Below are 14,427 nucleotides of genomic sequence, written 5' to 3'. Positions count from 1 at the left end.
GACTCTCTTTCGATGACATTGTGCAAGCTGCTGCAACGTCTTGTTTTCTCTTGCCCAGCTTTAGGCTGGGCTTTTTCTTTGAGATACCATGATCGCAAGATTAGATATGGCCACGGCTAACCCGGTTATAACTCTCGATGCTCCCTACCTGAGCTTCCTTGAGGCACTTAAATCTACCGGATTTGAAGGCGAAATCGCCCCCGACTATGCCAACCGCACGGTGCTGGCGACGGATAACTCGATTTACCAGCGCCTGCCCCAGGCGGCGGTCTACCCCAAGCATGCCGAAGACCTAGAACGCATCACCCGGCTGGCGGCACAAACCTCTCATCGTGGCATTGTATTAACCCCACGGGGCGGCGGCACCGGCACCAACGGTCAGTCGCTCACCGACGGCATCGTGGTGGACGTATCACGCCACATGAACAAGATCATCGAGATCGACACTGAAAATCGTCGGGTGCGCGTTCAGGCCGGGGTGGTGAAAGACCAGCTCAATGCTGCGCTCAAGCCCCACGGGCTGTTTTTCGCCCCGGAGCTTTCGACCTCCAACCGCGCCACCATCGGCGGCATGATCTCCACTGATGCCAGCGGCCAGGGCAGCTGCGAATACGGTAAAACCCGCGATCATGTGTTGGAGCTCGATACTATTCTAATCGGTGGAAAGCACCTGCACAGCCGGGCGTTAACACCAGACGAAGAGCTAGCTGAATGCCAGCAGGAAGGCATCCTGGGCCGCGTACACTCCACCGCCGCCGACATCATCGACCAGCAGCGCGACTTGATTGCAGCCAAATTCCCGCCCCTCAACCGCTGCTTGACCGGCTACGACTTGGCCCACCTGCGCGACGACGAGGGGCAGCTCAACCTCAACAGCCTGCTGTGCGGCTCGGAAGGCTCGCTGGGATTTTTGAACGAAGCGGTGTTGAACGTGCTGCCAATCCCCAAGCACTCCACCCTGGTCAATGTGCGTTATACCAGTTTTATGGATGCGTTACGGGATGCCAAAACGCTCATGGCCGCTAGCTCTTCACAAAACCAGCCGCAGGCGCTACAACCCCAGCCACAGGCGTTACAATCTCAACCGCAGGCGCTGCGCCCGACTTCCATAGAGACCATCGACGACACCGTGCTGCAACTGGCCATGGAGGATTTCGTCTGGGACAGCGTAGCGGAGTTCTTCCCAGCGACCGCTAACACGGCGATTCGCGGTATTAACCTGATCGAATTTAACGACAACGATGAAGCCGCCCTCGCTGAACGAGTGCACGCCTTCACCGAATATCTAAGCCAAGACACCACCGTAGAGCGGCTGGGTTACACCCTGGCCGAAGGGCGCGGGCAGATCCAGAAAGTCTACGGTATGCGCAAACGCTCAGTGGGCTTGCTCGGCAATGTTCAGGGAGAGAAACGGCCGATTCCGTTTGTGGAAGACACCGCCGTGCCGCCAGAGCATCTGGCGGACTTTATTGCCGAGTTTCGTGCCGCGTTGGATGCCCGAGGGCTCTCCTACGGCATGTTTGGCCATGTAGACGCCGGCGTACTCCATGTGCGCCCCGCTATCGATATGAAAGATCCCGAGCAGGAGAAACTGATTCGCGCGGTGTCCGATGAAGTGGCGGCGCTTACCCAGAAATATGGTGGCCTGCTATGGGGCGAGCACGGTAAAGGCGTGCGCTCTGAGTACGCGCCTAAGTTCTTTGGCGAGCTCTATCCCAGTCTTCAGCGGGTAAAAGCGGCCTTTGACCCCTATAACCAGCTCAACCCCGGCAAGATCGCCTCACCCGCCGAAGGCGGCGAGCTAATCGCGAAGGATAGCGACCCTGATCTGCTGACGGTCGATGGCGTGCCCATGCGCGGCCAGTTTGACCGCACCATCGACGAGCGCGCCTGGCAGGCCTACGACGCCGCGGTGTACTGCAACGGTAACGGCGCCTGCTACAACTACGACCTTGATGACCCCATGTGCCCTTCCTGGAAGGCAACACGGGATCGTCGCCACTCGCCCAAAGGCCGCGCCAGCCTGATCCGCGAATGGCTGCGCCTGCAGACCCAGGCGGGGATCGACGTTGTCGAGGAGTCGCGTAAGAAAAAAGCCGAGGGCGGCTGGGGGTTTATTAAAAGCTTTCCGCTGCGGGTGGCGAACACTCTCAGCCGCAAGCAGCACCACGACTACTCCCACGAAGTTTATGACGCCATGGCGGGCTGTTTGGCGTGTAAGTCCTGCGCGGGACAGTGCCCGGTTAAGGTCAACGTCCCTCAGTTTCGTTCGCAGTTCTTGGAGGTCTACCACGGCCGCTACCTGCGCCCGATTCGGGATTACGTGATTGGCGGCACCGAGTTTATGCTGCCCACCATGGCCAAGGCCGCGCCGCTGTATAACGCGGTAATTGGTCAGCGCTGGGTAGAGCAATTAATGCGCCGCACACTGGGTATGAGCGATTCACCGGCGCTTTCACGAGCCAGCGTCAAAAAGCAGCTCAACGCCTGGGGCGTCGCCGAGGCAACGCCGCTCTCGCTGGCCCTGTTAACCGAACAGCAGCGCGCCAACAGCGTGATTATTGTGCAGGATGCCTTCACTACCCACTTTGAAGCCAAGCTGGTGATGGACGTTGTGGAACTGCTATCGCGCCTCAATCTACGCGTGTTTGTGATGCCCTATTCGGCTAACGGCAAACCCCTCCAGGTACAGGGCTTTCTGGGCGCCTTCGAACGTACCGCCGCCAAGCAGGCCGAACGGCTACGCACCCTGGCCCGCTTTGATATCCCCCTGGTGGGCATCGACCCGGCGATGACGCTCACCTACCGCCAGGAGTACATCAAAGCGCTAGGTAATGAAGCCGTGCCAGAGGTACTGATGCTGCAGGAGTGGCTGGCGACTCGCATCAATACACTAGCGCCCAACCAGTTTCAGCTAACCGACCCCGGCTTTAAGCTGCTCTCCCACTGCACCGAGAAAACCAACGCGCCGGGCAGCCCTAAAGCATGGCAGCAAGTGTTCTCGGCGTTTGGGTTAGAGCTTGAACTGATGGCCACCGGCTGCTGCGGTATGTCAGGCACCTACGGCCACGAAACACGCAACGCCGCTACGTCAAAAACGATCTACGCCCAGTCCTGGCAGCCCCAGGTAGAAGCCGAAAACAACGTAGGTAAGTTGCTGGCCACCGGTTACTCCTGCCGCAGTCAGGTAAAGCGTTACTCTGAACAAGTTCTGCTGCACCCTTTGCAGGCGCTACTGTCGCAATTGTAGTCGTAATCCCATCTTCAAATTAACAGTATGCAAAAATAGAGCTACAGAATGTCCCAAATAATATTTCATAACGTAATTCAGTTTTTATTTACGGCACATGTCTTCCTTGAGTGTGAGATTCTTAAAACTTGCGTGACTTGATTGAAAAAGCTGTTCGATAGCTACGTCACGATTTGACCCATCCTCTTTCCCGTCAGACAGGCGTGTTACTCGTTCGGGTTTACAGTGAAGCTAAGAGAAGCTGGCTATACGAAATAAGCGTTTCCAAATTTGCACCAGGGGTACAGCCCGATATCGCACAAAGAAATGACCGACTGGTTTGATCGAACGTATCCGCGATGTTGCACTAGCGTTTTGTTGCCTTCAGAGGTTAATACTGCTCGCGTATGAGTAAGTTCAGTGCAGCCGCCAACACCGTTTTCCGACATTGAAAAAGCAGGTAAAACGTAGGTCCGAAGAATAGCTAAGTACCAAAACACATATTTTCCGCTATGCTTATAAACCTGACCCGTTGATCCAGGACGATGCGCATGACATTCCGCTTTGTGCCTTCCCTATCCGACACAGACCTTCATACATTGATGGCAACCTATACCTATGGCGTGAAACCCGCCTTGCGTCGTCGGGCTCATGCCATCGTGCTGAGTCACCAAGGTCATACCATCGATCAGATCTGCAAGATTCTGTCCGTTACCCGCGAAACAGTTTCGCTCTGGTTCGATGCTTGGGAGGCACAGGGCCTCGATGGGCTCCGGGACAAGCCTCGCGCCGGGCGACCCGCCATCTATAGTGATGCGGAGCGGGAGCGGTTACTTGAACTCGTACAAGAGCAACCTCATCAGCTGAAGGCCGTCCAGGCACGACTCCAGCAGGAAACCGGAAAAGGTGCCTGTACCATGACGCTCAAGCGAGCATTAAAAAAATCTGGGGTATAGCTTTAAGCGCACCCGGCGATCCCTGAAAAGCCAGCGTAACGAGACTGACTTCCGCCATACACAAGGCCTGCTGGCTGAGCTTCAGCGTTGGGAAGATCGGGGCGAGACGGAACTGTACTATTTCGATGAGTCAGGCTTTGCCCTGTCCTCCGTCTTGCCTTACGCCTGGAGCCCTATCGGCCATCCTCAGGAAATGCCGGGCTACTCGCATAGTCAGCGCCTGAACGTACTGGGCTTCTTGAGTCGTCAGGGCTCGCTGATTTACCACTCGACCATGACGACCATCACCACCGAGGTGGTCATTGAGGCTTTTGACCGCCTGATTGCCCAGAAGTCGCCGGACGCTTTTGCCATCGTGGTGCTGGATAATGCCAGTGTCCATCGCTCAAAGGCTTTCCGACATAAGGAGTTGGAATGGATGTCGCACCGTGTGTACCTCGTCTATCTATCTGCTTATTCGCCGGAGCTAAATCTCATCGAGATTCTTTGGCGCAAGGTCAAGTATGAGTGGCTGCCGTTGACGGCTTATGAAAGCTTCTCGTCCTTGAAAGACTATGTCCATAAGGTGTTGTCAGGCTACGGCAACGAATACCGGATTATTTTTGTATAAGTACTTACCAAGCACGGTAAGCGATCTACTAACCTTTCAATTACCGTAAAATTACCGTAAGAGATCCACTATGCACATATATGCGGACTTCTTTTAGACCGGTAATGACTCTTTCCACTGTCAGGGCAACAGCGTGCTGAGTTTCTCAGCGTTGAGGGAGGCATTGTCGCGAAGACATGCTGCAAGTAGTCGTAAAGTGACAGGCCATTGGACATGCCAAAGTGCTCGACGACCTGAAGCCGGAAGCAGTGGCGAGCCTAGCGACCGCTGAGCTTATCCGATTAGGAAGGTGCCGGGCGATGGCCTAACGATCGCCACCTAGCGTGGCTCCATTACCCTTAAGGCAAGGACAGGTTCAGAAATGTCTGAGGGGATGGTCTTCGTGCCTTTCTGTTAAGAGTAAGCGTCGGTAAATTTATTGACCAATCCGGCGCTCGACCCGTTTGGCAAGATACCGAAGTTTAAGTATGCAGCATGTCTGTTAATGCCCACTCGGAAGGCCATATAAATCGAGTTATTCATTAAGCTCTTACTGAAAGCCGTGGGGGAAGAAAATAGCCCTTGTTTCGATTGGTAAGGCGTTCAATAAAGGGAGTCTTATCGCCTTATTGGGCAGTTTTGTAGTGCTGCCAGGCGGGGCAGAGGAGATGCTTTTTCCGAGGTGATCATCATGGTTTGTTTAGAAATCCAGGTAAGCTACTACCGCCAAAGGTCAAAACCGTCCGAAAACCGGACATTTTAAAATCACGCTACGTGGCCGCTTTGGTGGTTGCGATGGGCAGCTGTCGGTGTAAATCGGGACAAAGCGGAAAGTGCTATTAAGGCTCTGAATATTTTTAAGCCATTGTTTTATATAAATTAAAATAGCGTTTATCGATAGGAGGCTTAGTAGGTAAGTCCACCGGAAAGACTTAGAATTAGCCTCCGAAGCCGAGGGTCGCAGGTTCAAATCCTGCCTTCACTATGCCTGTTTAATTTTTATTAAAATTTTTTTGTTCAAGTAAACGCACTTTTTTTCTATAACCCATTGGCATCACGCATTAGTGATGCCATCAATTTCAATTTTCCATACTTTATAAGTTTTTCACTAACACCGCGAAGTTCTCTCTATCCGATACTAGCGGACTCTCTAGCGCGGCTTATCGGTGGAACTGCTTTTCGCGTTCGGGCTGCCAATAAATGGCATCGATACGCAGCCGTGTTTCGGTATTGTTGGGTAATGGCCATTCGATGATGTCGCCCACCTTGAGGCCGATCAAAGCCGCGCCAATGGGCGCCATCACCGAAATGCCGTCCGCTACGCTTTCCAGGGAGTGCGGGTAAACCAAGGTTCGAATCATCTTAAGCCCACGAGTGAGGTCGGTGAAGCGAACCTGACTATTCATGCTGACCACGTCATCCGGTATATCTTCGGGGTCGCAGACCTCACCTCGTGATAACTCTTCCTCAAGTAGCTGAGCTACGGCCATATCTTTATCGGATGCATTGTCGATCAAGCGCTGGAGGCGTTCGGCATCAAGACGATTAATAATAATAGCAGGACGTGGTTCCATGATGACTCTCCTTAAAGCAATAAGTTTAAACCAATAAAAAACAGCCCTTCCCCAATAAAGGAAGGACTGCATACTTTTTACAGTATAAGCGATTTATAAAATAAAGACGATCAGGTGACACCTTGTTCAATCATGGCATCAGCCACCTTTCTGAAGCCTGCAATATTGGCGCCTAGTACCAAATTGGTTTTATCACCAAATTCGTCGGCTGTGTCAGCGCACTGGCGGTGGATATTGGTCATAATCTGTTTTAATTTCTGGTCAACTTTCTCCAGGGACCACTGCTCCATGCTGCTGTTTTGCGCCATCTCTAACTGGCTGGTAGCGACGCCGCCTGCATTGGCGGCTTTGCCAGGCCCATAGGCGATTTTAGCGTTTAGAAACAGGTCGACGGCCTCTTTGGTAGAGGGCATGTTGGCCCCTTCACTAATACATGTGATGCCATTAGCGAGCAGGGTTTCCGCATCACTTGCGGTGAGCTCATTTTGTGTCGCACAAGGGAAGGCTGCATCGGCTTGAATATGCCATACGGAATGCCCATCTAGGGGATAGTCACGTACAGAAATGTAGTGCGCGTCAGGGTACTCATGCAGGTAGTCTTCTAAAGAGGTGCGTTGCACTTCTTTGAGCCGTTTGAGTAAGCCTAAATCAATGCCGTTTTTATCGTGGATAGTGCCACGTGAATCACTGCAGGTGATCGGTTTAGCGCCCAGCTCGTACAGTTTCTCAATGGTATAAATCGCTACATTGCCCGCGCCGGAAACGAGGCATGCTTTGCCACGAAGCTCATCTCCACGGGCAGCCAGCATGTTTTGCGCAAAGTACACCGCCCCGTAGCCAGTGGCCTCTTTACGGCCCAGCGAGCCTCCCCAGTTAAGCCCTTTTCCTGTTAGCACGCCTTCATAGTGGCCGGTGAGTCGCTTGTACTGGCCAAAGAGAAAGCCAATCTCCCGCGTACCGACGCCGATGTCACCAGCAGGCACATCGCAGTTGGGGCCAATATGACGGTATAGCTCGCTCATGAACGCCTGACAAAAGCGCATAATCTCGTTATCTGATTTTCCTTTCGGGTCAAAATCGGAGCCGCCTTTCCCACCGCCGATTGGCAAACCGGTTAACGCATTTTTGAAGATTTGCTCAAAGCCGAGAAATTTTATGGTGCCTGAGGTAACACTGGGGTGGAAGCGTAAGCCACCCTTGTAAGGGCCAAGGGCAGAGTTGAACTGTACGCGATAGCCTTTGTTGACCCGTACGCTGCCGGCATCATCTACCCAGCTTATGCGGAACATAATTTGCCGTTCGGGCTCGACTATCCGCTCAATAATGCTGTGTTGGTGGTAATAATTACTCTGCTCGATTAGCGGGCGTAGGCATTCGAGCACTTCTTCGGTGGCTTGATAAAATTCTGACTGTGCAGGGCTGCTTTTATTAAGTCGTGTCAACGTATCGTGAACGTAGGGCATAGGGCATATCATCATCGTTATTCAACAGAGTATTGGCTGGCCAGAGCGTTGGAATATTTAACTGGCAGCACTCTTCTGTGCATAGCCTATGCGTGTTCTGTATATGAGAAAATTATATAAAAATAAGACTAAAGTTTGATAGCGGCCGGTTTTAAGCAATAATTTTTCAATAGCTGTTAAACGGTTATTAAACGATTCAAGGTCTCTTGTGAATCAAATTACTATGCAGAAAGCTAGGAGTGTTCAATTTAATAAAATAATATTTGAGATTATATAAATGTAAATTTTATAAGCGGCCGTAATGTATTAAGCGAACCATTAAAACTAAAGAGTGTTGTTTTATAGTTATAAGTTGACGTTGTCAATATTGCTTTGGCAATGTGGCGAAGCGTAGCTAGGCAGTTGTCGCTTGATTCCCAGCTCGAATTGATGAAGATTTCCATGGCCTGGATATAAAGGGCATAGCACACTAGCGGATGTTAATACTCTCAGGTGATCAGGCTACCGATCCGGCCAGCGGGCGTTTTGGTCATCTGGAGCCCTCCGAGCAAATCGTCACCACGCTGTTGATCAGGGGAAAGCTCAGGCGGGTCTGATGTTCTGGTTGATACGGAAGAGATTTTCCAGGTCGTACTGCTTCTTGATTGCCACCAGTCGCTCATAGCTCGCGCCATAGGCGAAGGCAATGTTGTGCCCGCCACCACGAATGGAGAAAGGCGCGTTGTGTTGGCGTACGAAGTTCAGGGCGTGAACGACATCGGCAGGTGACGTGCAGCGAGCCAACATGGAAGGCCTGCGATCAATCATGGCATTCCATACCTGGCGCACTTCGTCGTATTGAGGATTATCAGGAAGGAGGACACTTCCTGCGAAACCGGTCTTGAACTCCTTGATTGCGGTTGACGTAAGCTGCCTTCTGCGCACCACCGTTAAGTGGGTTCGGCGGTGCGCAGAAGGCACCGCCGAACGGGGTAGTGAGGAAGACAATGTGGCTGGGGATTAGCCGCATGCCTCACAGTGGCCGCATTAGAATATTTCTCCAGTCTCAAATCCTGGATTCATAGAATAAGCGCAGCACTTTGGATCACAAGGTAGAGGCAGGAGGGCCAGCGCCGGTACCCTCTCTGCCTTACCTACCAAAGTGAAGCAGAGCATGGGATACCGACAACTGACCCCAATCCAACGATACCAAATTTTTGCCTATCTTGAGACCGGCATCAGCCAGCGACAGATCGCCCAGGCCATTGGTGTCCACAGCAGCACCATTAGCCGCGAGATAAAACGTAACGGTCTGACCCGTGGTTATGCGCCTGAACAGGCCCAATTGGTAAGTGATCAGCGCCGACGCACCGCCTGGAAAGTGACTAAACGACTACCCAGCCTGGTTCGCTGGGTCACTGGCCAATTGATGGACGAATGGAGCCCTCAACAAATCAGTGGTTTTATGGCCAATGCCAACGGAGTCTGCGTAAGCCATCAGTGGATCTATGCGTTAATCTGGGACGACAAGAAGCACGGTGGAACCTTATGGAAACGGCTCCGGCTGCCACGCCAGCGGCGCTATCAGCGCCAATTGGCTAAGCGGGCGGGGTTAGGCAAAATCCCGCACCGAGTAGGCATCGAGCAGCGCCCTGCCAAGGTGGAAGAACGGCGCCATATCGGACATTGGGAAGGCGACACGGTGCTTAAGGGCCACAAAGAATCCGGGCTGGTGACCCTGGTCGAAAGACGCAGTGGCTACCTCTTGGCAGCGCGGCTGCCAACAATCACCGCCACTAGAACGGCACAGGCGATGACGCGGTTATTGGCACCACGCCGAGGGGCAGTGCACACCATCACTTTGGATAATGGGTCGGAATTCGCCGAGCATCGGAAGGTTGCCAAGTCCGTCTCGGCCAAGATCTATTTTTGCGACCCGTACCGCTCATGCCAGCGTGGTACTAATGAAAACACCAATGGTCTGATTAGGCAGTATTTTCCTAAAGGAACTGACTTCCGCAAAGTGACCAATGCCGAGCTACGAAGAGTCGTCAATAAGCTAAATGATAGACCAAGAAAGCGGCTGGGATACCGAACCCCAGCCCAGGTGTTCTTAGGTGAATACTCAGGAGCGCTAGAAACCGCAGGTGCTGCACTTATTAGTTGAATTCAGGATCACAGTATGGTCACGCCTTTCAATAAGGCCGCTTATTTATTTGGACATGTTTATGTGAATATTTATATCCGAGCAAAGCGACGTTAACCTTTATTGTTGTAAAGAATTAAAAGAATTAGGGAGAGCAGTTTAATGGGTACTTTTTAACCGTTGCTCCGGCCCATGCGGTATAGCGGCATCGAATGTCAGGTTCAGAGCTCCCTAATTTATACCACCTAATCTTCCGGCTTTAGGTCTTCCTGCTTGGGTGGGGGGCCTACCTTAATTTCGCTCAGATCCTCATGGGAAAGGCCGCGGTACAGGGCGAACATCATGATAAACACCAGAATAAACATCGGCAGGCCGACCACGGTGATCACCTCCTGCAGTGCGGTGAGCCCGGCATCGCCTGCCAGTACGATAAGCATGGCGGCCAGCATGCCTTCGGAGACACCCCAAAAAACACGTTGATGCCATGGGCCTGGGTCTGCGCTGCCGGTACACAGCATATCGACGACCAGGGAGGCGGAGTCTGATGAGGTGGCGAAGAAGATGGCGACGATTACCACCGCCAGGCCTTGTATCAAGGTAGCGGCGGGGAAGTTATCGAAAAACGCGAACATGGCGAGTGGAATACTTTCGGCCACGGCGGCGGATAAAGTACCGGCTTGATCACCAAGGGCTGCTCGCGCCTCGGGCCCAATGCCGTCAATCTCCATTGCCGACCAGCCGAAGATCGCGAACCAGATCAGCGTAAAAATTGAGGGGGCGAACAACACGCCGAGCACGAACTCGCGGATAGTCCGACCGCGGGAAATCCGCGCTACGAAAATACCGATGAACGGTGACCAAGTGACGGTCCAGGCCCAATAAAACACCGTCCAACTGCCTTGCCACCCCCAGGCGCCGCCTTCGCTGGAGTAGCGTGCCAGCGTGTCATTCCAAAACGCCATGGGCAGCAGGTTGGTTATATAGAGGCCAAAGGTTTCGACAACGGCACGTAACAGGAAAACGGTTGAACCGGTAAACAGTACAAACAACAGCAGGCCAACGGCCATCCCGATATTGATATTAGAGAGCCGCTTCACCCCTGAATCCAGGCCCGCGATGATCGACCCCACGGCGACGGTGGTCAGGACGGCGATGATCACCACCTTGGGCAGCACCGCGTCTGGAACACCAAACAATTCCGTTAGCCCCGCATTAATCTGTTGGGTGCCCAGGCCGACAGACACCGCCACGCCAAACAACGTGCCGAGCACGGCAAAGATATCCAGAGTTTTGCCGATGGGGCCGTGAATGCGCTCGCCTAACAGCGGGAAGAAGACCGAGCTGAAACGCATCGGCAGGTTGTAACGGTAGATAAAGTACGCGAATGCCAACCCCGGCATGGCGAAAATCGCCCAGGTATGTAGGCCCAAGTGATAAATCGAGAAGCTCATGGCATCGTCGGCGGCGGTCACCGAGAAGGGCTCGACACCCGGCCGTGGCGGCGTTGCGAAGTGGGATATCGGCTCGGCTACGCCCCAGAACATCAGCACCGTGCCGATACCGCCAGCGAACAGCATGGCGAACCAGGAGGCGTTGGTATAGGCCGGTTTCGCATCATTGCCACCTAAGCGTATTGCCCCGAAACGGCTGATTGCCACCCACAGCAGAAACGCCACCCAACTTGTTACCCCAAAAATAAAAAACCAGCCAAGGTTCGTAACGATCCATTGCCGCCCCGCGCCGAAGGCTTCCCCTATAGGGCCTGGCGCAATCAGCAGCGCCACAAGGAAAATAATCATGATCCCTGCCGATGTGAAAAAAATAGTGGGGTCCGTCTTGAGGCCCAGCTTTCGCGCAAGTGCATCCATCGTTACGTCTCCCTGTATCTTTACAGCCAGTTTTTATAAACGGTTCTTATAAACAGTTTTTATAACCGGTTTTACAACCGTCCTTAAAACAACGTAGGAGTTGTCGGTCGATTACGCCAAGCTGGGCGAAGTAGAGTACCTCTTCTCCATAGGATCCTGTTCGGTATAGAAGGTGTTTGGCAACATGCTTCATCCGCGCTGATCAAAGCACTCAAGGGAATTGATATCGGCCGGCTTCAGAGAGTCATTGGCGAGTGCCCAACTGGTGCTGAGCGGGCCATCTCAGTTACTCTACGCTTGGTGTTTGCGTTTCATGAATGAAGGATAGCCGTATCAATGTTGGGATTCCTGCAGGGATTTTCCTATGGCCTGTTTATGACCTGCCTGCCCTGGCTATTGGTCGGCCTTTTCAACCCTGGTCTGGCGCTTCCAGTGCTGGCTCCCAGCCGTCTGCAGGTCATCTTCCGCTATTGCTTGTTGGTTCCTTTTATCAGCATGCTGCTGTGGTTGACCTCTCTATGGGGCGGTTTCAGCCCCAGCCTGTTTGGTTGGCTGACGGGCATCGTCGCTATTCCTCTGGCGCTGCCAGTCGAGCGAACACTGCGCGGCTGGCTGGCCCGACGCCGCGAGCGCCGCCAGGAAGCTCAACGAGTGGCCGCGGTACGTAAGCGCCGTGCCCAAGAGGAGCGCAAGGCTTATGAGGCTGGCGTGTCAGTACTTGACCCTGGTCGGCCGCCAGTGGGGGCTGACGATCTTGTACTCGCCATGTGCCGGGCCAAGCAGAGCCTGCTCGACGTGCATCGCCCCGATCTCGCCATTCAGGCGGATCGTCTCTATAGCCGCTATCGGCATGTGATGGACGTGCTAAGCGGCCGATTCCACACAGGCGAGTTGGCTTTCGAGCGCTCGCGTGGTCTGGTCACCCAGGTTTGTCTCGGCGCGGTGGATACGCTGACATCTATGGCGTCCCAGGCGCGAGGGGTGGTTAGCGTAGACGGTAATTACGTGCGCAGTCGCCTGACCCAAGAGGGCAAACAGTTGGGCGAGGAAGAGCGCGCTGCCCTGGTGCGGCGCCTGGATCTGCTGGTGGAAACCGAGCACCGGTTGAATAAGCTTTCTGCCCGTATCGAATCGGCCCTGACCGTACTCGACGACACCGCTGTTTCCATGGCGCGCATCGAGACAGCGCGCCCACAAGCCTCGGTTACCACCGAAAAGGCACTGGAGGATTTACGCCGCTTCGTCGAAGGCGCGGATCGTTATACGCGCAAGGATTAATCCAGCGGACGATGCTACTGTGCCGAAAGTGCTGTGTTAATGGTTCTGTGTTAATGGTTCTGTGTTAATGGTTCAGTGCCAATGGTGTCATGCGGTTTTTACAACGGCTTCTTTCAATAGCTCAGGAGATGTTTATGGCTCAGCAACCCGATGACAAACGTCGCCTCTCCCTGCCGCCGGTGGACGAGATTGCCAGTCAGCTGGGGGCTAACCAGGAAGAATCGGTCGACCCCGATGAGCGTGCCATCGACCCTGAGCTTGAGGCGATGGCCGGCCGCTTTGTCGAGGATATCCTCGCCGAGAATGACGAGGAATCCATCGCTCGCCAGCGCCGGGCCGTAGACGAGATGGGGCTTGAGTTGCAGCAGCAGGCCGCGCATCGTAGTGCCATGTTGCAAACACCGCTGCGTCAGTTAGCCCATCAGGGCGATGAAGGTGGGCCGGTAGCCAAGGCGCTGGTCGATCTGCGCGGGCGCATGGAGGGCCTTGATCCCGCTCGCCATCGCCTAGCGCCGAGCGCGCTGGATCGTGTTATGGCACTCATTCCTGGCGTCGACAGCCGCCTGCAGCGCTACTTCCAGAAGTTCGAAAATGCCCAACAGGCGCTAGACGCGATTATCGAGGAGTTGAAAGGCGGTCGCGATATGCTACATCGTGACAACGTTACTCTGAGCGATGACCAGCAGGCTTTAAATAAAATCCTTGCTGAGCTGAACCGCCAAATTGCGCTGGGCCGTTTGATTGATAGCCGCCTGCAGGAAGAGATTGCCACTCGCGATGCCGATGATCCGCGGCGTCACTTCCTTGAGGAGGAACTGCTCTTTCCCCTGCGCCAGCGCATAGTCGACCTCCAACAGCAACTGGCGGTGAGTCAGCAGGGCGTGCTGGCGCTAGAGGTCATCATCCGCAATAACCGGGAATTGATGCGCGGTGTAGACAGAGCCATTAACGTCACTGTTTCAGCCCTTACCGTGGCGGTGACCGTCGCCATGGCGATGGCTAACCAGCGCCTGGTGCTGGACCGCATCGAAGCCCTCAACACCACCACGTCGCAGATGATTGGTGGGACCGCCAAGGCGCTGCGCCAGCAAGGGGTCGATATCCAGAAGCGCGCCTCCTCAGCGATGCTTGATATGGAAGTGCTTGAGGAGGCTTTCAGCGAGGTGATGGGGGCGATCGATGATCTCTCAAGCTATCGGCAGGAGGCCTTGCCGCGGCTGGATGAGCAAATCGACCGCCTGGCGACCTTGGCGAAGCAGGGAAACGCCTCCATCGAGCGCCTCCGCGAGGGCAGCCAATCGCAACCACAGGACGGTGGCGCCCCCAGCTAATGCGTCATCAGGAA

General features: G+C 54.1%; 9 protein-coding genes. 5 read left to right on the top strand and 4 right to left on the bottom strand.

Translation table 11 applies throughout. The features are described from left to right. Window positions 1-88: 88 nt before the first annotated feature. The gene (locus tag ACXUPB_RS19705; protein ID WP_472954235.1) at window positions 89-3,250 is read left to right on the top strand and encodes an FAD-binding and (Fe-S)-binding domain-containing protein; all 3,162 of its coding nucleotides are present in this window, start codon (window positions 89-91) and stop codon (window positions 3,248-3,250) included. Between the two features lie 530 nt (window positions 3,251-3,780). Next, window positions 3,781-4,795, top strand: a protein-coding gene (locus tag ACXUPB_RS19700; protein ID WP_303319527.1) for an IS630 family transposase whose coding sequence is annotated in 2 segments (ribosomal slippage) — window positions 3,781-4,176 and window positions 4,178-4,795 — 1,014 coding nt in all. Because the reading frame shifts where the segments join, the coding sequence is not laid out codon by codon here. Between the two features lie 1,139 nt (window positions 4,796-5,934). Here the strand turns inward: ACXUPB_RS19700 and rnk are convergent. From rnk to ACXUPB_RS19685, 3 genes are all read right to left on the bottom strand, one after another. Further along, a complete protein-coding gene (gene rnk, locus ACXUPB_RS19695; protein WP_336275196.1) occupies window positions 5,935-6,348 on the bottom strand; it encodes a nucleoside diphosphate kinase regulator in 414 nt (137 codons plus the stop codon). Between the two features lie 110 nt (window positions 6,349-6,458). Beyond that, entirely contained in the window at window positions 6,459-7,811 is a 1,353-nt protein-coding gene (gene gdhA / locus ACXUPB_RS19690) for an NADP-specific glutamate dehydrogenase (RefSeq protein ID WP_472954232.1), read from the bottom strand. A 582-nt stretch (window positions 7,812-8,393) separates the two neighbouring features. Then, on the bottom strand, window positions 8,394-8,618 hold the full coding sequence (locus ACXUPB_RS19685; protein ID WP_035563928.1) for a BBE domain-containing protein: 225 nt from the start codon (window positions 8,616-8,618) through the stop codon (window positions 8,394-8,396). Window positions 8,619-8,964: 346 nt separating this feature from the next. On the opposite strand from ACXUPB_RS19685, the gene ACXUPB_RS19680 reads away from it, so the two are divergent. After that, complete coding sequence (locus ACXUPB_RS19680; RefSeq protein WP_472954230.1) at window positions 8,965-9,957, top strand: IS30 family transposase; 993 nt, start codon at window positions 8,965-8,967, stop codon at window positions 9,955-9,957. A 224-nt stretch (window positions 9,958-10,181) separates the two neighbouring features. On the opposite strand, the gene ACXUPB_RS19675 is transcribed toward ACXUPB_RS19680, so the two are convergent. Further along, window positions 10,182-11,804 carry a BCCT family transporter gene (locus ACXUPB_RS19675; protein ID WP_472954228.1) on the bottom strand — a complete coding sequence of 541 codons (1,623 nt, stop codon included), beginning with the start codon at window positions 11,802-11,804 and terminating at the stop codon, window positions 10,182-10,184. 336 nt (window positions 11,805-12,140) lie between these two features. Between ACXUPB_RS19675 and ACXUPB_RS19670 the strand changes: the two genes are divergently transcribed. Together ACXUPB_RS19670 and ACXUPB_RS19665 are read left to right on the top strand one after the other, a co-directional pair. After that, a complete protein-coding gene (locus ACXUPB_RS19670; protein WP_472954225.1) occupies window positions 12,141-13,082 on the top strand; it encodes a cobyrinic acid a,c-diamide synthase in 942 nt (313 codons plus the stop codon). Window positions 13,083-13,216: 134 nt separating this feature from the next. Further along, window positions 13,217-14,413 carry a toxic anion resistance protein gene (locus tag ACXUPB_RS19665; protein WP_472954223.1) on the top strand — a complete coding sequence of 399 codons (1,197 nt, stop codon included), beginning with the start codon at window positions 13,217-13,219 and terminating at the stop codon, window positions 14,411-14,413. Window positions 14,414-14,427: the final 14 nt, after the last annotated feature.

It is taken from the genome of Vreelandella sp. DA03-1M, from assembly GCF_055725665.1.
Note: the sequence above shows the minus strand (reverse complement) of the source record. Positions and strands in the feature narration are given on the sequence as shown.